Below are 18,530 nucleotides of genomic sequence, written 5' to 3' on the forward strand. Positions count from 1 at the left end.
CTTATGGAACACGATACGCCCGCCTCTCCTTCGACCGATTCCCCCGAACCCCCGCAACCTCCGTCGCCGCGCGCCTTGTTGCGAAGAGGACGCCGCCCATGGTGACCCTCATCGTCTCGGTCGGTGTCGCCATCCTTATTTCCGCCTTCTGCTCCATGAGCGAGGCGGCCCTGTATTCCTTGCCCTGGAGCTGGATCGAGCGGTTGCGCAAGGACGGCCGGGCCAGCGGCGAAATCCTCTTTTCGTTGCGTTCCAACGTGGAAAAGCCCATCACGGCCATCCTGACGCTCAACACCATCGCCAACACCGCGGGCGCGGCCGTGGCCGGCGCGGCCGGCGCGGCGGTCTTCGGTCCGGACGAATTGTGGCTTTTCACCGCGATCTTCACCGTGCTCATCCTGGCTTTCGGCGAGATACTGCCCAAGACCATGGGCGTGACCTACAGCCGTACCATTGCCGTGCTGATCGCCGCGCCGCTCAAGTACATGATCCTGGCCCTGCTCCCCATCATCTGGGCCGGCGGCTTTCTGGCCAGGCTGGTCTCGCGCCGGCGCAAGGACCCGCTTTCCACGGAGGAGGACCTGCGCGCGGTGGTGAGCCTCACCCGGCGCGAGGGCGTCATCAAGCCCCTGGAAGAGCTTTCCATCAAGAACATCCTCTCCCTTGACCGCAAGACCGCAAGCGACATCATGACCCCGCGCACCGTGGTGTTCTCCCTGCCCGCGCAGATGACCGTGGCCGAGGCCAAGGGCGAGCGCCGGGGCGTGTGGCCCCACAGCCGCATCCCGGTCTACGATGCCGACGACCCTGAAAACATCGTCGGCATCGTCTACCGCCGCGAAGTCCTCGAGGCCCTGGCCAACGACCAGGACGACGTGCGCCTGTCGGACCTCATGAAGCCCGTGCGCTTCGTGCTCGACACCATGACCCTCGATCGGGTACTGGTAAAATTCCTGGAATCGCGTATGCACCTCTTCGTCGTTCTCGACGAATATGGTGGGGTTTCCGGCGTCGTCAGCCTGGAGGACGTGCTGGAGGAGATTTTAGGCAAGGAAATCATGGACGAAACGGATCAGGTGGCGGACATGCGGCAACTGGCCCGCACGCGGCGCGAAGAACTGCTGCGCCAGCGGCACGACCGCGAGGACGCCCCGGTTCCCTGAACCCATACGGAAGAAGTCATGGCCAAAAAACGCAACACGCCCGTTTATCTCTGCGCCCTGGTCCTGTTTCTCGGCGGCCTGGGTTACCTGCTTTATTCGGGCCTGGGCGAAAACACCGCCTATTTTCTCAACGTCTCCGAAGCCCTGGCCATGCCGCCCAAGGACCTGGGCAAGGCCCGGCTGTTCGGCACCGTGGCCGAACAGGGCATCAGCCGCCCCGACGACGCCATGGGCGTGAGCTTCATGCTCGTGGACAAGGACCAGGCCGCCAAGACCATCCGGGTGGATTTCAAGGGCGCGGTGCCCGACACCTTCAAGCCCGGCGTGGAAGTCATCGTGGAAGGCGGCGTCAATCCCGCTTCCGGCGCTTTCGCGGCCAACACCCTCATGACCAAGTGTCCTTCGAAGTACCAGAAGGAAAATCGCGGCTGAGTATCCGGGAAAACGCCCCTGCCCATAGTCGCGGCGCGCCTGTCCGGCGCGCCGCTCCTCCCGCCTGTCTCATCGTGGCGCACGCGCCCATGCCCCGGCGGCCGGGAAGCGGGGCGCGCATCCGCCGGCCGACAAAGGAGTCTTGATGCACGTTACGGCGTATTTTGCCTTGCTCGTCGCCATGCTGGTCTGTCTGGCCGGTGCGGCCACCGCGCTTTTCGGGCTGTGGAAGCGCGATGCGCTTCGCCTGCCCCTGCTCGAACGCGCCCACCATATCGTTTTCGTCGCCACGCTCCTGGCCTCGGCTATTTTGACCATCGCCCTGTGGCGGCGCGATTTCTCGTTCGTCTACGTGGCCGAATACACCGATACGCTCCTGCCGCTTTTCTACGCCGTGACGGCGTTCTGGGCCGGACAGGCCGGTTCGCTGCTCTTCTGGATGCTGGCGCTGGCCGTCTTCGGCGCGGGGTTCGCCCTGTCGCGCTCCTACAAGGACCTGGGCGCGGCCACGCGTTGCGGCTACTGGCTCTTTTTCTTCACCATCGAGGCCTTTTTCCTGCTGCTGCTCACGGGCCCGAGCAATCCCTTTCTCGAGGCCGTGCCGCCGCTGGCCGAGGGCAGGGGGCTCAACCCGCTGTTGCGCAACCCCGGCATGATCTTCCATCCGCCGCTGCTTTTCCTCGGCTACGCCGGCTTCGCCATTCCCGCCTGTCTGGCGCTTTCCGGCTGGCTCGTCGGCGAAAAGCGGCCCTTTGCCGCCGTGGCGCGCAACACCGTCATCCTTTCCTGGATCTTCCTCACCGCCGGCATCATCCTCGGCGGCTGGTGGTCCTACATGGAGCTCGGCTGGGGCGGCTACTGGGCCTGGGACCCGGTGGAAAACGCCTCGCTCATTCCCTGGCTCGTGGGCACGGCCTTCCTGCACACGGCCATCGTCGAGCGCCGCACCAAGGCCCTGCCCAAGACCAACGTGGCCATGGCCGTGATCACCTTCGTCACCTGCATCCTCGGTACCTACCTCGTGCGCAGCGGCGTGGTCGATTCCCTGCACGCCTTCGGCGAGGGCGGCGTCGGCGGCCCGCTGCTCATTTTCATGATCTTCGCCCTGGTGGCGCTCGGCGCGACGCTCATGGCCGGCGCACCGCTGCACGAGGGCCGTTCCAAGCCCCTGGCCACGCTCGTGAGCGTCCCCGGGTTCCTCGTCATCCTGGCCTGGCTCATGCTCGCCCTGTCCGGCGTGGTGCTGCTCGGCACCATGTGGCCGGTTATCAGCAAGCTCTGGAGCGCCAATCCCGTGGGCCTGGACGCCGGGTTCTACAACCGCGTCTGCCTGCCGCTTTTCGCCGTGGTCACGTTCCTGGTGGCCTTTTGCCCGCTCATGTCCTGGACCGAGGGCCTGCGCGACAGGACGGGCCTTGGCGTGGTACTCGGGGCCCTGGTCGGCGGCGGGGCGGTGCTCTACGCCGTTGGCCTGCGTCTGCCCGTGGCCCTTTTCGCGGGCGCGGCGTCCGTGGCCGCCTTGGCCTGCGCCCTGTACGTGTTCCTGCGCCACCGCCACGCGAGAAGCCTGGCCGGGGCGCTCGGGGCCTACTGGGTCCATGTCGGCCTGGCGCTGGTCACCCTCGGCGTGGCCTTTTCCGGCCCGTATCAGATCAGCAAGGAAGCCGTGCTCACGCCCGGGCGTTCCATGGAGGTCGGGGGCTTTACCCTGACCTACAAGGACCTCGAACAGGAGCACAACCCGGCCATGACCATCGCCCGCGCCCTCATCGACGTGCAAAAGGGCGGCAAGCCGGTGGGGCAGCTTACGCCCGAACGCCGGGTTTACAAGGGCTTCGACCAGCCGTTCGCCGAAGTCTCGACCATCCCGTCGCTGGGTGACGAACTCTACGCCACGCTCCTTAGCACCACCGACAAGAAGGCCGCGAGCATCAAGATCAGCGTCAATCCGCTGGTCAACTGGGTCTGGATCGGCGGCACGATCATGTGCCTCGCTCCGTTTTTGAGCCTGCGCCGGCCGAAATCCGGGGCGGAGCGCATCTAGATGGCCAACCCCGTGGCCAGGCTGCGTCGGGTGAGCCGGTTTTTCGGCGAACGCCTGGTGCTGCGCGACATCGACTTGGCGCTTGCGCCGGGCGAGGTGCTGCTGGTCGTCGGTCAAAACGGGGCGGGCAAATCCACGCTCATGCGCATCACGGCCGGGCTCATGCCGCCAAGCGAAGGCGAGGTGGACGTGGACCTTGCGCCGGGCGAAATCGGCTACGTCGGCCACCGCACGCTCATTTACCCCAAGCTCACCGCCCGGGCCAACCTGCGTTTCTGGCAGCGCCTGTCAGGCCAGGGCGGCGATGACGCCGCCGTTCTGGCGGCGCTTGCCCGCGTCGGGCTCGAGCGCTTCGCCGACGAGGAGGCCGGGATCTTTTCGCGCGGCATGTCCCAGCGCCTGAGCCTCGCCCGGGTCTTTCTCACCGCGCCGAAAATGCTTTTGCTCGACGAGCCGGCCACGGGCCTGGATCCGGCTTCGGCGGCAATGCTGCGCCGGGAGATCCGCGCCGCGGCCGATGCCGGCGCGGCCGTCATGTGGGTCAGCCACACCATCGCCGCCGACCTGCCGGCCTGCGACCGCGTCGTGGTCATCGGCAACCGGCGCATCGCCCGCGACGTGCCCGCCGCCGCCTTCGATCCGGCGGAACTGGCCGGGGAGGGCGTATGCTGAAGGCCGCCCTGGTCATCGCCGGCAAGGACCTGCGCCTGGCCCTGGCCGGGGCGCAGGGGCTTGTCCAGACCGTGCTGCTCGGGCTTTTGCTCATCTTCATCATGAGCCTTTCGCGCGAACCCGGCGAGATGTCGCCGCCGCTGGCCGCCGCCGCCGTCTTCTGGCTGGCCACGGCGTTCGGCCAGGTGCTCGTTTTCAATTTCCTCTACGGCCTGGAAGAGGCCGAGGGCGCGCGTCTGGGGCTTCTGCTCGCGCCGTGCCCGGCCCAGGCCGTGTGGCTCGGCAAGGCGCTCGCCGGCTGGGTGTTGCTTTTTTGCTGCCAGATGGTATTCGCCCCGGCGGCGGTGGCCTTTCTCGGCCAGACCGTACGCGGCTCGCTTGTCGCCGGGCTTGGCGTGGTCGCGGCCGTGGACTGGGGGCTTTGCGCCCTGGGCTCGCTGCTCGGCGCGCTGTCGGTCGGCCGGTCTTCCCGGGAATCGCTTTTGACGGTAATCCTTTTCCCGCTGCTGGTGCCTGTGCTCCTGGCCGGCATACGGCTCCTGGAAACCGTGCTTTCCGGCCGCGGGGCCGAGGCCGTGTCCGCCTGGACCGGCACGGTGGGCGCGTTCGACGCCGTCTTTACCGCCGCGGCCCTGGTGCTTTTTCCGTTTCTCTACTCCGGGGAGGAATGACGTCCGCCATGATGCAGTTTTTCGCCCTGGCCGCCGCGGCCTGCGCCATCCTCGCCCAGTGGGCCATCTGGTTCTACGCCCCGGTCGAAGCCTCGATGGGCGTGGTCCAGAAGATCTTCTACACCCACCTGCCCATGGCTTGGTGGTCGTTCGTCAGCTTCTTCGTCGTGTTCGTGGCCTCGATCCTCTATCTGGCGCGACGCCGGGCAAAATACGCCCGCATCGCCGGCGCGGCCTGCGAGATCGGCGTGCTCTTTTCCGGTTTGGCCCTGGCCACGGGCATGTGCTGGGCCCGGCCCATCTGGAACGTCTGGTGGACCTGGGACCCCAGGCTCACGACGACGCTCGTCATGTGGTTCGTCTACGCCGCCTACCTGCTCCTGCGCGCCTCGGACGTGGGGGGAGGGCGCAAGGACGCGGTGCTCGCCGTCCTTGGCGTGGTGGCCTTTCTCGACGTGCCGCTGGTCTTTGTTTCGGCCCGGTACTGGCGCAGCATCCACCCGGCGGTCTTCGGCCCCCAGGGCGGCGGCATGGAGCCGGAAATGTGGCGGGCCATGATTGCAAACCTCGTGGCCATGGGCTTTCTGTGGCTGGCGATCCTGCTTGTGCGCGTGCGCCAGCTCGCCTCCGGTGCGACGCTTTCCGCGCTGGTGCGCCATGGCGCGATAAGGGACTGAGATGGGAAAGGAATCGTATCTTTTTGCCGCCAACGTGATCGTGTGGGTCGGCATCGCGTGTTACGTCGTTTTTCTGGCAGCGACGCAGAAGCGGCTGGAAAAGCGCCTCAAGCGCCTGGAGATGTCTCATGACGACTGAGAAATCGGCTGCCCCGAACGCGACTGGCCCCAATGCGTCGGGCCGCATGGTCCTGGCCTTCGTGGCTTTTCTGCTGCTCGTGCTGTTTATCGGCTCGTTCGTCTACCGCATGGAGCGGCCGAGTCTCGAGGTGCACCAGAAGAAGTCCCAGGGCGCGATGCCCGGCGCCATGCAGGAGGCCATGAACGGCCCCATGAAGGAAGTGCTGGCGCTGATGCAAAAGCTCCAGGAGAATCCCGACGATCCCGGCCTGCAGCTGGCCATGGCCGAGAAGTTCATGGCCATGGGCTCCTTCGACCGGGCCAAGGTTTTCCTGGACAAGGTGGCCAAGGTGCGCCCCGACGATCCCGATGTGCAAAACGCCATGGGCGTGACCCTGTACAACCTCAAGGACCCGGACGGGGCCAAGGCCGCCTTCGAGGCCATCCTCACCCGCGACGCGGGCGACTACCGCGCCCGGTTCAACCTGGCCCTGCTTTACAAATATGCCTTAAACGACCCCGCCAAGGCCGCGGAGGGGTTCAAGGCCGTCGTCGCTTCGGACAAGGCCGACCCCGAAACCAGGGCCACGGCGCAAAAGGAACTGGAAACCAAGGCTCCCCAATAAGGTTTCGCATCCGGCCCGCCGGCCGGTCGCCGGCCGCCGGGGCGTTTTTCGAGGTGCGGCCCGGGCGGGCATTCCCGCATCTGCCGATTCCCTTGGCGACTGCCTGCGCCCGGCCTTCGTCCAGAGGGCGCAGGGCGGCGCATACGTTGCGGCTGCTGCGCCGTTGCGCTGAACACCGCGTTGCCTTTTTTGGCGATTTGGTGAATGTTGCCGCATAACGCGTACCAAACCTGGGCCGGGTTCGACGGGACCGGCGACCGGATGCCGTGGAAACGCTGGTGGACGACAACCGCAACGGGAGGAGATGCGATGTTTGGCAAAGTGACGACCCGCGCGATGGTGTTCGCGGCGGCATGGGGATTGGCGTTGGGCTTCGCCGGGTCCGCCCAGGCCGCCGACACGATCAAGATCGCCGTGCCCGCCGCCTTCACCGGCAGCGCCGCCGGTTACGGTGAAAACGTCAAGGCCGGCGTGAGCGTGAAGATCGACGAGATCAACGCCGCCGGCGGCGTGGGCGGCAAGAAGATCGAGGCCGTCTATCTCGACGACCAGTGCGAGCCCCGCGAGGCCGCGACCGTCTCCTCCTCCATCGTCAACGACGACGCCATTGTCGGCATCGTCGGCCACCTGTGTTCCTCGGCCCACCTCGCCGGCCTGCCTGCCTACGTGCGTGAAGGCATTCCCGCCATCACGCCTACGGCCACCAGCGTCGCCATCAGCAGCAAGAACAAGGACGAGAAGGGCAAGGTCTGGTCGTTCCGCAACGTCTACCGCGACGACTTCCAGGGCATCTTCCTGGCCGAGTACATCGACAAGGTGCTGGGTCTGAAAAAAGTCGCCGTCTTCTACGAGAACAACGACTACGGCATCGGCCTCAAAGAGGCCTTCGCCAAGGAAGCCAAGAAACTCGGCCTGACCGTGGTCGGCGAGGAAGCCTACAAGAAGGGCGACCAGGACTTCACGCCCCAGCTGACCAAGATCAAGGGCGCCGCGCCCCAGGCCCTTTTCGTCGCCGGCTACTACCCCGAAGGCGCGCTGATCGCCGACCAATCCAAGAAGATCGGACTTGTCGTGCCCAAGTTCGGCGCCGACGGCTTCGACAACGCCGACTACATCAAGCTCGGCGGCGCTGCCACCGACGACACCTACCTGACCGCTCCGTTCCTGGCCGAGATCGCCAGCCCCGACGCCAAGAAGTTCATCGAGTCCTTCAAGGCCAAGTTCAAGCGGGAGGTTGACTGGATGAGCGCCAACTCTTATGACGCGGCCGGCATCCTCATCGAAGCCATCGCCAAGGCCGGCCCGGATCGCGAAAAGGTCCGCGCCTACCTGGCCGGCATGAACACCCCCGAGAAGGGGTACAAGGGCGTCACCGGCATCAACTATTTCGATGCCAACGGCGACTGCCAGAAACCCGCCTTCGTCAAGATGGTCAAGGACGGCAAGTTCGTCCCCGCGCCCAAACAGATGAACTAGGCGCGCCTTCAAGGAATAAGAGACGAAGCGAACAGGCTGGACCCCGATCCAGCCTGTTCGCGTTCAAGCCCAAGCGTAACACTTTACTTCGTTTCGGAGCCGACGTTGTTCGAACAGCAGCTCGTCAACGGTTTCACCCTGGGCCTGATTTATGCGCTCATCGCCGTAGGCTACACCATGGTCTACGGCGTCATCGAGCTCATCAACTTCGCCCATGGCGAAATCTACATGCTCGGGGCCTTCCTGACCGTGTCCTTTATTTCCATGGGGCTGCCCCTGCCCCTGGCGGCGTTACTGGCCATGCTGGCCACGGCCGCCATCGGCGTGCTGCTCGACATCGTGGCCTACCGGCCGCTGCGCGAGGCTCCCAGGCTGGCGGCGCTCATCACCGCCATCGGCATGTCCATCTTCCTGCAAAATCTCGCCATGATCATCTGGGGCAGCCGGCCGTTGCCGTTTCCCCGCCAATCCCTGCCGGCCTTTTTCGGCGAGCCGGCCCTCCGGTTTTCCGACGTGACCGTCACCTGGATGCAGATGGTCATCTACCTCGTGGCCCTGGCGCTCATGGTGGGACTCAACCTCATCATCACAAAGACCCGTACCGGCACGGCCATGCGCGCCCTGGCGCAAAACCGCACCGCGGCGGCGCTCATGGGCATCAACGTCAACCGCGTCATTTCCTTCACCTTCGCCCTGGGTTCGGGCATGGGCGCGGTGGCCGGCGTCATGGTCTCCATGTATTACAACACCATGTACCCGACCATGGGCTACCTGGCCGGGGTCAAGGCCTTTGCCGCGGCCGTGCTCGGCGGCATCGGCTCCGTGCCCGGAGCCATGCTCGGCGGCGTGGCGCTCGGCATCGCCGAGACCCTCGGCGCGGGCTACATTTCCTCTCCCTACCGCGACGGCGTCGCCTACGCGGTCATGATCCTGGTCATCATCTTCCGCCCCTCGGGATTTTTGGGGCGGTCCATGGTGGAAAAGGCGTAACCCGGCCGGCCGGGATACCGGCCGTCCCCTACCGATCGGAAAGAGCATGCGCGGCGCGTTTAAATCATTCTTTCTGCTCCTGGCTGCGGCGGCCCTCGTCTATCCGCTGACGCCGTTTCGGGACGTCTACGTCCTGCACGTCCTGGTCCTTGTCATGGTCTACATGGTGCTGGCCATGGGACTCAATATCCTGCCCGGGTTCTGCGGCCTGCTCGACCTCGGCTTCGTGGGTTTCTACGGCATCGGCGCGTATACCGCCGGCCTCCTCACCATCCACTACAACATGTCCTTCTGGCTGATCGTGCCGCTGGCCGCCATAAACGGCGCGTTTTTCGGCGTCATGCTCGGCGTGCCCACCCTGCGGCTGGTCGGCGACTATTTCGCCATCGTCACCTTCGGCTTCTCGGAACTGGTGGTGCTTTTCTTCACCAACGAGATCTGGCTCACGCGCGGCCCGCTTGGCATTCCCGGCATCGCGCCGGTGTCCATCGACTTCACCTGGCTCGCTTCGCTGTTCGGAGTCGATTCCCGTTGGCGCTACGCCTTCCGGGGCGAGGTGCCGTATTTCTATCTGGGGTTGCTCATGGTGCTTCTCGTCTACTGGGGCATGCGCCGCCTGGAGGATTCGCGCCTGGGCCGGGCGTGGCTCGCCATCCGCGAGGACTCCATGGCCGCCGCGTCCTGCGGCGTGGACCTGCTCGCCTACAAGGTCATCGCCTTTGCCGTCTCCGCCGGCATCGGGGCCATGGCCGGCGCGTTCTTCGCCCGCTGGACGCTTTTCATCTCCCCGGACATGTTCAAATTCTGGGAATCCTTCCTGGTGCTGTGCATGGTCGTGCTCGGGGGACTCGGCAACATCAACGGCGCGCTGGTCGGGGCCGTGATCCTCATCGCGCTTGGCGAAGTGCTGCGGGTGGCGCTGCCCAAACTCGGGCTGCCCACGGAAACCCGTTTTCTGGCCTACGGCCTCATCATGGTCCTCATCATGCGCTTCCGTCCGGGCGGCATCTTCACCCAGGTGGCGGAAACGACCATGCAAAGCGGACTGATCAAGGAATTGCGGGCAAAGCTTGCCGCGCGGCGGACGGCGTAATATGGATGCGATCTTGAAAGTGGACGGCGTGAGCAAGCGCTTCGGGGGGCTGCTCGCCCTCGGCGACGTTTCCTTCACCGTGGAGCGGGGGGCGATCCTTGGCCTGATTGGCCCAAACGGTGCGGGAAAGACCACCATGTTCAACTGCGTGGCCGGCATCTACAAGCCGACCGAGGGCCGCATCCTCTTCGCCGGCGACGGCACCGAGCGGGACGTGGCCGGCAGGAAGCCCGAGCGCATGACCGCGCTCGGCGTCGCGCGGACGTTCCAGAACATCCGGCTCTTCGCGTCGCTGACCGTGCTCGACAACGTGCGCATCGGCCGCCATTGCCGCACTTCCGCCAACTTCTTCGGCGCGGTGCTGCGCACGCGCTCCCAGCGCGCCGAGGAGCGCCGCATCGTGGACGACGCCATGGAGTGCCTGGATTTCGTGGGGCTTGGCGATGCCGCGCTCGCCTGCGCCGCGAGCCTTTCCTACGGCGACCAGCGCCGCCTGGAGATCGCCCGCGCCCTGGCCACGGGCCCCAAGCTCCTGCTCCTCGACGAGCCGGCCGCGGGCATGAACCCCCGCGAAACCGAGGCCCTCGTCGACCTGATCTACGCCATCCTCAAACGCGACGTCACCGTCATCCTCATCGAACACGACATGAAGCTCGTCATGCGCATCTGCAAGCATCTGGTCGTGCTCGACCACGGCGTGAAAATCGCCGACGGCACGCCGCAGGAAGTCCGGGCCAATCCCGACGTCATCGAAGCCTACCTCGGCAAGGGGGCGGCCCATGCTTGAGGTCCGGGACATCCACACCTACTACGGCAACATCCAGGCCCTGCGCGGGGTATCGCTGCGCATCGAGGCCGGGGAGATCGTCACGCTCATCGGCGCCAACGGCGCGGGCAAGACCACCACGCTCATGAGCATTTCCGGCGTCACCCCGCCAAAAAACGGCGCGATCACGTTTTTGGGCCAGGATGTCACGCGGTTGTCCACGGAACGCATCGTGTCGCTCGGCATAACGCAAGTGCCCGAGGGGCGCATGATCTTCCCCCGGCTCACGGTCAAGGAGAACCTGCTCATGGGCGGGTACCTGCGCCGGGACAAGGCGGGGGTAAGGGCCGACGAGGAACACGTCTACGAGTTGTTCCCTGTGCTGCGCGAGCGGCGCGCGCAGATGGGCGGCACGCTTTCCGGCGGCGAGCAGCAGATGCTGGCCATCGGCAGGGCGTTGCTCGCACGGCCCAAGCTCCTGCTTCTCGACGAGCCCTCGCTCGGCCTTGCGCCGCTCGTCGTGGAAAACATCTTTGAAATCATCCAGCAGATCAACAAGGACGGCGTCACCGTTCTTCTGGTCGAACAGAACGCCCAGATGGCCTTGCAGATCGCCCATCGCGGCTATGTGCTCGAAACGGGACGGCTCACCCTGGAAGGGCCGGCCCGGGATCTGCTCAACGACCCCAAGGTGCGCTCGGCCTATCTTGGCCTGGACTAAAGAACCTTCCCGAAAACCAGGAGATTCGCGCAATGGAAAAAATCATCGAAACCGGGCTCACTTTCGACGACGTGCTGCTCTTGCCGGACTACTCGGAAGTGCTCCCGGACGAAGCCGACGTCTCCTCGTGGCTGACCCCGGACATCAAGCTCAACATCCCCCTCGTCAGCGCCGCCATGGATACCGTCACCGAGTCCCGCATGGCCATTTCCCTGGCCCGCAGCGGCGGTGTCGGCGTGGTGCACAAGAACATGACCATCGCCGAGCAGCGGCTCGAGGTGGAAAAGGTCAAGAAGTCCGAATCCGGCATGATCATCTCGCCCATCACCGTGCCGCCCGACATGACCGTGGAGCAGGCGCTGGTGGTCATGGGCGAATACAGCATCTCGGGCCTGCCCGTGGTCGACGGCGACACCCTCGTCGGCATCGTCACCAACCGCGACGTGCGCTTCGTCAAGGACTCCGTGACCAAGGTCGGCGACGTCATGACCCGGGAAAACCTCAAGACCGTGCCCGTCGGCACCACGCTCGAGGAAGCCAAGTACCACCTGCACAAAAACCGCATTGAAAAGCTGCTGGTGGTGGACGAAGACAGCAAGTTGCGCGGACTGATCACCATCAAGGACATCGAGAAGATCCGCAAATACCCCAATTCCTGCAAGGACAGCCATGGCCGGCTGCGCGTGGGCGCGGCCATCGGCGTCGGTTCCGATCGCGACGAGCGGGCCGAGGCGCTGCTTGCCGCCGGAGCCGACTTCCTGGTCCTCGATTCCGCGCACGGCCACTCCCGCAACATCCTCGACGCCATCCGCGCCATCAAGGCCGCCCATCCGGACAGCCAGCTCGTGGCCGGCAACGTCGGCACCTACGAAGGGGCCAAGGCGCTCATCAGCGCCGGGGCCGACGCGGTCAAGGTCGGCATCGGGCCGGGATCGATCTGCACCACCCGCGTGGTCGCGGGCGTCGGCGTGCCGCAGATCACGGCCATCATGGAAGCCTCCCGCGCCTGCCGCGAAGCCGGCAAGCGGCTCATCGCCGACGGCGGCGTCAAGTTCTCGGGCGATATCGTCAAGGCCATCGCCGCCGGTGGCGACACGGTCATGATGGGCGGGCTTTTCGCCGGCACCGAGGAAAGCCCGGGCGAAACCGTGCTCTACCAGGGCCGCACCTACAAGATCTACCGCGGCATGGGTTCCATCGACGCCATGCGCGAGGGCAGCTCCGACCGCTACTTCCAGGAGAAATCCAAAAAGCTCGTTCCCGAAGGCATCGTCGGCCGGGTGCCGTTCAAGGGCCCGGTCACCGAAAGCCTCTACCAGCTCGTCGGCGGCCTGCGCTCCGGCATGGGCTACTGCGGCTGCGCCACCATCGGGGAGTTGCAGGAAAAGTCGCGGTTCGTCCGCATTTCCCCGGCGGGCCTGCGCGAAAGCCATGTCCATGACGTCATCATCACCAAGGAAGCCCCCAACTACCGCGTGGAGACCTACTAGCATGTCCGCCACAGACACCGTCGTCATCCTGGACTTCGGTTCCCAGTACACCCAGCTCATCGCCCGCCGCGTGCGCGAAGCCGGCGTGTATTCCGAAATCCATCCCTGTACCGTCACTGCCAAGGAAGTTGCGGCCATGCATCCCAAGGCCGTGATCCTCTCCGGCGGCCCCTCGAGCGTCACCGACGCGGACGCGCCGCCTTTCGACCCGGCCGTGTTCGACCTGGGGCTGCCCACGCTTTGCATCTGCTACGGCATGCAGTTGCTCGCCCATCACCAGCCCGGCGGGGCGGTCGCCGCTTCCACGGACCGGGAATACGGCCGGGCGGAGCTCACGGTCCTGGCCGACGTGCCGCTTTTCGCGGGCCTGCCCGATGGCGGCTCGCGCACGGTCTGGATGTCCCACGGCGACAAGGTGGTTGCGCCGCCGGCCGGCTTCGTCGTGGCCGCGCGCACGAAAAACGTGGACATCGCCGCCCTGGCCAATGTCGAGCGCCGCATGTACGCCTTGCAGTTCCACCCCGAGGTGGCCCACACCGAGGACGGCGAGCGCATTTTGCACAATTTTCTGTTCGGCATCGCAGGCTTGACCCCGGGCTGGACCATGGCCGGCTTCGTCGAGACGGAGCTTGCCAAACTGCGCGAAAAGGTCGGCGAGGATGAAGTGGTCTGTGCGCTCTCCGGCGGCGTGGACTCCACGGTCGTGGCCGTCATGCTGCACAAGGCCATCGGCAAGAAGCTCCACTGCATCTTCGTGGACAACGGTCTGCTGCGCCTGGGCGAAGGCGAGGAGGTGGCCGCCTACCTGCGCGAGCACTTCGCTCTGAACCTCCATTACATCGACGCCTCGAAGCTGTTCCTGGGCCGTCTGGCCGGCGTGACCGACCCCGAGCAAAAGCGCAAGATCATCGGCACGACCTTCATCGAAGTTTTCGAGGTCGAGGCGGCGAAACTGCCCAAGGTCAAGTATCTGGCCCAGGGCACGCTGTACCCCGACGTCATCGAGTCCGTGTCCTTCAAGGGCCCCTCGGCGGTCATCAAAAGCCACCACAATGTGGGCGGGCTGCCCGAGCACATGAAGCTCGCGCTGATCGAGCCGTTGCGGGAACTTTTCAAGGACGAAGTGCGCAAGGTGGCGGTGGAGCTCGGCATGCCGGACTTCATCATCTGGCGCCATCCCTTCCCCGGGCCGGGGCTCGCCATCCGCATCATCGGCGAGGTTACCGAGGAACGGCTTGAGATTTTACGGCGAACGGATAAGATCGTGCAGAACGAACTCCAGGCCTCGGGCTGGTACCGCAAGGTCTGGCAGGGGTTCGCCGTGTTGCTGCCGCTCAAGACCGTCGGGGTCATGGGCGACGGCCGCACGTACGAGAACGTGGCCGCCATCCGGGTGGTGGACAGCCTGGACGCCATGACCGCGGACTGGTCCCGACTGCCCTCGGAGCTCGTGGCCGCCATGTCCAACCGCATCATCAACGAAGTCAAAGGCGTCAATCGCGTGGTGTTCGACGTGTCGTCCAAGCCGCCAAGCACCATCGAGTGGGAATAAACCTCTTGCCCGAAACCCCGGCTGACGCTGGAAATAAGCGAGTTGCATCATGTTCGGCATCGGTTCCACGGAGCTACTGGTCATCCTGGTGGTGGCCCTCATCGTCATCGGCCCCTCCAAGCTGCCCGATATCATGCGTACCCTCGGCAAGGGCATGGCGGAATTCCGCCGCATGAGCACGGACGTCAAATCCACCCTGGAAGCCGAGGTGGACCGGGCCGACCGTGAGCATCGCCAGACCGAGGCCAAGAAGGAACTCTACCCCGAAAAGGCCGCTGAAACCGCTGCGACCGTGGATACGACCGCGACCGTGGAAACGGCCGCCGCCAAGCCGGCCGAGACCGCGTCCGTCGGCAAGGACGCTCCGCACGCCTGATCGGGCGCAGTCATCCAGGGGGCGCGAGGCACAAGGCTGCGGCGTTCCCGTCATGCGTGAAGGGGAAGCGCGCCGGGGCGCAAAACGGGCAACGATCAGACCGAACGCCGGAAAGGGCGATCGGGGAGCGTCATGAACGAACGTTTCGGGGCGTATTCGCGTGAGACCGGGGAAACCCGCGTGGCCGTGGAAATCGGGCTGGATGGCTCGGGCGCGGCGGCGGTGGACACCGGCTACGGATTCGCCGACCACATGCTCAATCTGCTTGCTTTCTGGGCCGGCTTCGACCTCAAGCTCACCTGCCGGGGCGACCTCGAGGTCGACGCCCACCATTCCCTGGAGGACGTGGCCATTTGCCTCGGCGAGGCCTTCCGCCAGGCGCTCGGCGACCGGGCGGGCATCGCCCGCGTGGGTCTGGCCAAGGTGCCCATGGACGAAGCCCTGTGCGAGGTGGTGGTGGACCTCTCGGGCCGGGCTTATCTCGTCTACCGCGAAAACGTGCTGCCCCCGGTCATCGCCGGCGAGGAAAAGGACGTGTGGCGGGAATTCTTCAAGTCGTTTTGCCACAGCGCCCGCGCCAACCTGCACATCCACTACGAATACGGACAAAACGGCCATCATCTGGTCGAAGCGGCCTTCAAGGCGTTGGGATTGGCCCTGCGCCGCGCCACGGCCGTGGAGGGAGCCAGGGTGCCGAGCACCAAGGGGAGCCTGGACTGATGCGAAAGAAATCATTGCTGCTTCTTGTCGTCGCCATCGCGGCGACCGCGTTCCTGTCGACAGGCTGCGTGCGCCGCACCGCGCCGACGGCGGCCAAGGCCCCGGCTTCGGGCGACGCCGCCACCTCGGCCGTGGCGTTCCTCGGCAAGGCGTTCGTCGTGGCCCCCTTCACCATCCCGGCCACCGACGCCGACCTGCTCGCGGGGTACCTGCCCGCCAACAGCAACGTCCCCGAGGTCGTGCCGGTGCACCTCGACGCCGCCCTGGCCTCGGACCTGGCCGGCTCCAAGCAGAACATCCTCCCGGCCCGCATGGGTCTCGACTGCTCCCGTAGCGCGCCGCGCGGCGAGGAGTCGGGCCGGCTCGCCACCATGCGCTACTGGCAAAACGTGGGCAAATGCGCCGGCGCGGACTTCGTGCTGGTGCCCCAGGTCATGGACTGGCGCGAGCGCGAAGGCGGCGAAGCCGGCGCGACCAAGCCGGCCAGCGTGGACCTGAGCCTTACGCTCCTCGACGTCCGCACCGGCGGCATCGTCAAGAAATTCCACTTCGATGAAACCCAGCAGTCGTTGACGGACAACATCCTCAACGCCAAGCAGTTCGTCGCCCGTAACGGCCGCTGGCTCTCGGCCATCGAACTGGCCCAGGAAGGCCTCCGGAAAGGCCTCGCGGAGCTCGGGCTGTGATCGTATTTCCGGCGGTCGACATCAAGGACGGCCAGTGCGTGCGCCTCAAGCAAGGCCTGGCCGAGGAAGTGACGGTCTTTTCGCCCGATCCCGTGGCCATGGCCCGGCATTGGGCCGACCTTGGCGCGCTGTGGCTGCACATCGTCGATCTCGATGGGGCGTTTAGCGGCGTGCCGCGCAATTTCGAGCTGATTAGAAATATCTGCGCCGGCGTGTCCGTCCCGGTGCAGCTCGGCGGCGGCATCCGCGACGCGGCCACGGCCGCCGCCTACCTCGAAGCCGGGGTGCGCCGGCTCATCATCGGCACCCTGGCCCTGGCCGATCCCGAAGCCTTCGCCGCCATCTGCGCCGCCCATCCCGGACGGGTGGGCGTCTCCCTTGACGCCGTGGACGGCCGTCTTAAAGTCAAGGGATGGGTCGAGGACGCGGGGCTGACCGTCGAGGACGTGCTGCCCCGGCTCAAGGAGCAGGGTGCCGCCTTCATCGTCTATACCGACATCAGCCGCGACGGCATGCAGACCGGCGTCAACACCGCGGCGCTCGAGCGCCTGCTGGCGCTCACCGACCTGCCCGTGGTCCTGGCCGGCGGCGTGGCGACCCTGTCCGATGTCGAAACCCTGTTCCCGTATTCCAAAAAAGGGCTCCAAGGCGTGATCACCGGCCGGGCCATCTATGCCGGGACGCTCGATTTCGGCCAGGCCATGGCCTACATCGCCAGCCAGTCCGAGGAGGTCGCATGACAACCCTGAAAGTCGAGGGCATGCACTGCCCCAAATGCGTCGCGTCCGTGACCAAGGCTCTGTCCGAGGTCCCGGGCCTGTCCAATGTCAGCGTCAATCTGGAAAAGGGCGAAGCCACCTTCGACGGCGAAGCGCCCGCCGACGCCATCAAGGAAGCGGTGGACAAGATCGGCTTCATTCCCGGCGCCATCAGCTGACACGATGCGCCGACGCCTTTTCGCAACCGGCCGCCGCGGGATTCGCGGCGGCCGGTTTTTCGTGGCGCTCCTCTGCGCATGCCTGCTCACGCCGGGGCTCGCCCGGGCCGGCGGCGGCGAAATGGTGCGCGTGGCGCAGGTCTTCGACGGCGACACCTGCCGCCTGGCCGACGGGCGCACCGTGCGCCTGGCCGGCATCGACGCTCCGGAGGGAGCCCATGGCGGCGTCCCGGCCCAGTACTTCGCCGCCGCGGCCAAGGCCGCGTTTGCGCGGCGCGTCATGGGCCGGGAACTGCGCCTTGTCCGGGCAGGGCAGGGCGGCGACCGCTTTGGCCGCGTCCTCGGCGACTTCCTCCTGCCGGACGGCGCGTCCGTGGCCGAGGCTCTCGTGGCGGATGGCGCGGCCTTCGTTTTCTGGCACCGCGACCTGCCGGCGGCCCTTTGCGACCGCCTGCTCGCCGCCGCGCGTCAGGCCATGGCCACGGGCCGGGGCTTTTGGCCGCGCCTGCTTGCGCTGTCGCCGCCTGCGCGGCCGTATGTCGGCAACGCGGCCTCGCGCCGCTTTCACGACGCCGCCTGCCCCCAGGGCCGCGCCATAAGCCCCCGTAACCGCGTCGCGTTCCCCGATCTGCGCGCCGCGTTCGCCGCGGGTTTCGCCCCGGCCAGGGAATGCACACCCTGGCCTTTCGCCGGCGGCGGGGAAGGGGCAAGCGCCCGGTCGGAAACGGATAAACCTTGACGCGGCGACTTTTTTAGACCATCCCTAGTTGCCGCAAGAGCCCTTGCGGTCCGCCCTCTCCGGAGACCTCGCGTGTTTCCGTCGCAACGGGGGAAGGGCGTAAAACACCACCTGGAGGCAGCATGTTTTTTCCGAGCCTGGCGCATGCCATGGGCGCCGCCCCCGCCGGCGGCGAGGCGGGAGGCAATCCCATCACCGCATTTTTGCCGCTGATCCTGATGTTCGCCATCTTCTACTTTCTGCTCATCCGCCCCCAGCAGAAGAAAGCCAAGCAGCACAAGGAATATCTGTCCTCCCTCAAGCGTGGGGACTACATCCTCTCCGGCGGCGGCATCTACGGGCGGATCATGGAAGTGCACGGCGACAAGCTCACCGTGGAGATCGCCAAGGATCTGAACATCGAGATCAACCGCAACTACGTTTCCGGCCCCGGCGACGCCGCCGCCGCCCCGGCCAAGGCCGAACCCAAGGGCAAGGCCAAGGAATAAGGAATTAACGCATCGGGCGGCTTCCGGCCCGCTGCAGGGCGGAGGGCTGCCCCGGCAGCCCTTCGTTTTGACGTCTCCCCTGACGCGCAAT

22 protein-coding genes are annotated in these 18,530 nt (G+C 66.1%); all 22 read left to right on the forward strand.

The features are described from left to right. Positions 1-98: 98 nt before the first annotated feature. The 22 genes from Q368_RS0109390 (at position 99) to yajC (ending at position 18,439) form a co-directional block, all read left to right on the forward strand. Positions 99-1,163, forward strand: coding sequence for a hemolysin family protein (locus tag Q368_RS0109390; protein ID WP_029458812.1), 1,065 nt, complete (start codon positions 99-101; stop codon positions 1,161-1,163). Positions 1,164-1,181: 18 nt separating this feature from the next. Then, positions 1,182-1,595, forward strand: coding sequence for a cytochrome c maturation protein CcmE (locus tag Q368_RS0109395; protein WP_029458813.1), 414 nt, complete (start codon positions 1,182-1,184; stop codon positions 1,593-1,595). 145 nt (positions 1,596-1,740) lie between these two features. Next, positions 1,741-3,639 (forward strand): heme lyase CcmF/NrfE family subunit, encoded by a 1,899-nt coding sequence (locus Q368_RS0109400; protein WP_029458814.1) that lies wholly within the window; start codon positions 1,741-1,743, stop codon positions 3,637-3,639. Further along, positions 3,640-4,311, forward strand: coding sequence for a heme ABC exporter ATP-binding protein CcmA (gene ccmA / locus Q368_RS0109405; protein WP_029458815.1), 672 nt, complete (start codon positions 3,640-3,642; stop codon positions 4,309-4,311). It abuts the gene before it with no gap. After that, positions 4,305-4,982, forward strand: coding sequence for a heme exporter protein CcmB (locus tag Q368_RS0109410; RefSeq protein WP_029458816.1), 678 nt, complete (start codon positions 4,305-4,307; stop codon positions 4,980-4,982). Before ccmA ends, Q368_RS0109410 begins: the two co-directional genes overlap by 7 nt. Positions 4,983-4,990: 8 nt before the next feature. Beyond that, entirely contained in the window at positions 4,991-5,659 is a 669-nt protein-coding gene (ccsA, locus tag Q368_RS0109415; protein ID WP_029458817.1) for a cytochrome c biogenesis protein CcsA, read from the forward strand. Between the two features lies 1 nt (position 5,660). Next, entirely contained in the window at positions 5,661-5,798 is a 138-nt protein-coding gene (locus Q368_RS24490) for a CcmD family protein (protein ID WP_084158723.1), read from the forward strand. Continuing rightward, positions 5,788-6,405 carry a tetratricopeptide repeat protein gene (locus Q368_RS0109425; RefSeq protein ID WP_029458818.1) on the forward strand — a complete coding sequence of 206 codons (618 nt, stop codon included), beginning with the start codon at positions 5,788-5,790 and terminating at the stop codon, positions 6,403-6,405. Before Q368_RS24490 ends, Q368_RS0109425 begins: the two co-directional genes overlap by 11 nt. Before the next feature lie 309 nt (positions 6,406-6,714). Further along, entirely contained in the window at positions 6,715-7,881 is a 1,167-nt protein-coding gene (locus Q368_RS0109430) for an ABC transporter substrate-binding protein (protein ID WP_029458819.1), read from the forward strand. 105 nt (positions 7,882-7,986) lie between these two features. Then, positions 7,987-8,871: a branched-chain amino acid ABC transporter permease gene (locus Q368_RS0109435; protein WP_029458820.1), complete on the forward strand. Its 885-nt coding sequence runs from the start codon at positions 7,987-7,989 to the stop codon at positions 8,869-8,871. 46 nt (positions 8,872-8,917) lie between these two features. After that, positions 8,918-9,964 (forward strand): branched-chain amino acid ABC transporter permease, encoded by a 1,047-nt coding sequence (locus tag Q368_RS0109440; protein WP_029458821.1) that lies wholly within the window; start codon positions 8,918-8,920, stop codon positions 9,962-9,964. A gap of 1 nt (position 9,965) precedes the next feature. Then, the gene (locus Q368_RS0109445) at positions 9,966-10,751 is read left to right on the forward strand and encodes an ABC transporter ATP-binding protein (RefSeq protein WP_029458822.1); all 786 of its coding nucleotides are present in this window, start codon (positions 9,966-9,968) and stop codon (positions 10,749-10,751) included. Beyond that, on the forward strand, positions 10,744-11,451 hold the full coding sequence (locus Q368_RS0109450; RefSeq protein ID WP_029458823.1) for an ABC transporter ATP-binding protein: 708 nt from the start codon (positions 10,744-10,746) through the stop codon (positions 11,449-11,451). Before Q368_RS0109445 ends, Q368_RS0109450 begins: the two co-directional genes overlap by 8 nt. Positions 11,452-11,483: 32 nt before the next feature. Beyond that, entirely contained in the window at positions 11,484-12,941 is a 1,458-nt protein-coding gene (gene guaB / locus Q368_RS0109455) for an IMP dehydrogenase (protein ID WP_029458824.1), read from the forward strand. A gap of 1 nt (position 12,942) precedes the next feature. Beyond that, positions 12,943-14,493: a glutamine-hydrolyzing GMP synthase gene (gene guaA, locus Q368_RS0109460; RefSeq protein ID WP_029458825.1), complete on the forward strand. Its 1,551-nt coding sequence runs from the start codon at positions 12,943-12,945 to the stop codon at positions 14,491-14,493. 49 nt (positions 14,494-14,542) lie between these two features. After that, positions 14,543-14,869: a Sec-independent protein translocase protein TatB gene (gene tatB, locus Q368_RS0109465; protein ID WP_029458826.1), complete on the forward strand. Its 327-nt coding sequence runs from the start codon at positions 14,543-14,545 to the stop codon at positions 14,867-14,869. Between the two features lie 132 nt (positions 14,870-15,001). Then, complete coding sequence (gene hisB / locus Q368_RS0109470) at positions 15,002-15,589, forward strand: imidazoleglycerol-phosphate dehydratase HisB (RefSeq protein WP_029458827.1); 588 nt, start codon at positions 15,002-15,004, stop codon at positions 15,587-15,589. Further along, positions 15,589-16,275: a hypothetical protein gene (locus Q368_RS0109475; protein WP_029458828.1), complete on the forward strand. Its 687-nt coding sequence runs from the start codon at positions 15,589-15,591 to the stop codon at positions 16,273-16,275. The genes hisB and Q368_RS0109475 overlap by 1 nt, the downstream gene beginning before the upstream one ends. Further along, positions 16,272-17,015 carry a 1-(5-phosphoribosyl)-5-[(5-phosphoribosylamino)methylideneamino]imidazole-4-carboxamide isomerase gene (gene hisA / locus Q368_RS0109480; RefSeq protein ID WP_029458829.1) on the forward strand — a complete coding sequence of 248 codons (744 nt, stop codon included), beginning with the start codon at positions 16,272-16,274 and terminating at the stop codon, positions 17,013-17,015. The genes Q368_RS0109475 and hisA overlap by 4 nt, the downstream gene beginning before the upstream one ends. Next, positions 17,012-17,212: a heavy-metal-associated domain-containing protein gene (locus Q368_RS0109485; protein WP_029458830.1), complete on the forward strand. Its 201-nt coding sequence runs from the start codon at positions 17,012-17,014 to the stop codon at positions 17,210-17,212. Before hisA ends, Q368_RS0109485 begins: the two co-directional genes overlap by 4 nt. A 4-nt stretch (positions 17,213-17,216) precedes the next feature. Further along, the gene (locus Q368_RS0109490; RefSeq protein WP_084158724.1) at positions 17,217-17,951 is read left to right on the forward strand and encodes a thermonuclease family protein; all 735 of its coding nucleotides are present in this window, start codon (positions 17,217-17,219) and stop codon (positions 17,949-17,951) included. A gap of 122 nt (positions 17,952-18,073) precedes the next feature. Continuing rightward, a complete protein-coding gene (yajC, locus tag Q368_RS0109495; RefSeq protein WP_029458832.1) occupies positions 18,074-18,439 on the forward strand; it encodes a preprotein translocase subunit YajC in 366 nt (121 codons plus the stop codon). Positions 18,440-18,530 lie beyond the last annotated feature (91 nt).

Source organism: Solidesulfovibrio alcoholivorans DSM 5433 (genome assembly GCF_000702665.1).
GTDB lineage: Bacteria > Desulfobacterota > Desulfovibrionia > Desulfovibrionales > Desulfovibrionaceae > Solidesulfovibrio > Solidesulfovibrio alcoholivorans.

Bases quoted from the DNA above. Each gene is read 5' to 3' on its own strand.
- Q368_RS0109390 (WP_029458812.1), top strand. From the start codon at position 99: ATGGTGACCCTCATCGTCTCGGTCGGTGTCGCCATCCTTATTTCCGCC.
- Q368_RS0109395 (WP_029458813.1), top strand. From the start codon at position 1,182: ATGGCCAAAAAACGCAACACGCCCGTTTATCTCTGCGCCCTGGTCCTG.
- Q368_RS0109400 (WP_029458814.1), top strand. From the start codon at position 1,741: ATGCACGTTACGGCGTATTTTGCCTTGCTCGTCGCCATGCTGGTCTGT.
- ccmA (WP_029458815.1), top strand. From the start codon at position 3,640: ATGGCCAACCCCGTGGCCAGGCTGCGTCGGGTGAGCCGGTTTTTCGGC.
- Q368_RS0109410 (WP_029458816.1), top strand. From the start codon at position 4,305: ATGCTGAAGGCCGCCCTGGTCATCGCCGGCAAGGACCTGCGCCTGGCC.
- ccsA (WP_029458817.1), top strand. From the start codon at position 4,991: ATGATGCAGTTTTTCGCCCTGGCCGCCGCGGCCTGCGCCATCCTCGCC.
- Q368_RS24490 (WP_084158723.1), top strand. From the start codon at position 5,661: ATGGGAAAGGAATCGTATCTTTTTGCCGCCAACGTGATCGTGTGGGTC.
- Q368_RS0109425 (WP_029458818.1), top strand. From the start codon at position 5,788: ATGACGACTGAGAAATCGGCTGCCCCGAACGCGACTGGCCCCAATGCG.
- Q368_RS0109430 (WP_029458819.1), top strand. From the start codon at position 6,715: ATGTTTGGCAAAGTGACGACCCGCGCGATGGTGTTCGCGGCGGCATGG.
- Q368_RS0109440 (WP_029458821.1), top strand. From the start codon at position 8,918: ATGCGCGGCGCGTTTAAATCATTCTTTCTGCTCCTGGCTGCGGCGGCC.
- Q368_RS0109445 (WP_029458822.1), top strand. From the start codon at position 9,966: ATGGATGCGATCTTGAAAGTGGACGGCGTGAGCAAGCGCTTCGGGGGG.
- Q368_RS0109450 (WP_029458823.1), top strand. From the start codon at position 10,744: ATGCTTGAGGTCCGGGACATCCACACCTACTACGGCAACATCCAGGCC.
- guaB (WP_029458824.1), top strand. From the start codon at position 11,484: ATGGAAAAAATCATCGAAACCGGGCTCACTTTCGACGACGTGCTGCTC.
- guaA (WP_029458825.1), top strand. From the start codon at position 12,943: ATGTCCGCCACAGACACCGTCGTCATCCTGGACTTCGGTTCCCAGTAC.
- tatB (WP_029458826.1), top strand. From the start codon at position 14,543: ATGTTCGGCATCGGTTCCACGGAGCTACTGGTCATCCTGGTGGTGGCC.
- hisB (WP_029458827.1), top strand. From the start codon at position 15,002: ATGAACGAACGTTTCGGGGCGTATTCGCGTGAGACCGGGGAAACCCGC.
- Q368_RS0109475 (WP_029458828.1), top strand. From the start codon at position 15,589: ATGCGAAAGAAATCATTGCTGCTTCTTGTCGTCGCCATCGCGGCGACC.
- Q368_RS0109485 (WP_029458830.1), top strand. From the start codon at position 17,012: ATGACAACCCTGAAAGTCGAGGGCATGCACTGCCCCAAATGCGTCGCG.
- Q368_RS0109490 (WP_084158724.1), top strand. From the start codon at position 17,217: ATGCGCCGACGCCTTTTCGCAACCGGCCGCCGCGGGATTCGCGGCGGC.
- yajC (WP_029458832.1), top strand. From the start codon at position 18,074: ATGTTTTTTCCGAGCCTGGCGCATGCCATGGGCGCCGCCCCCGCCGGC.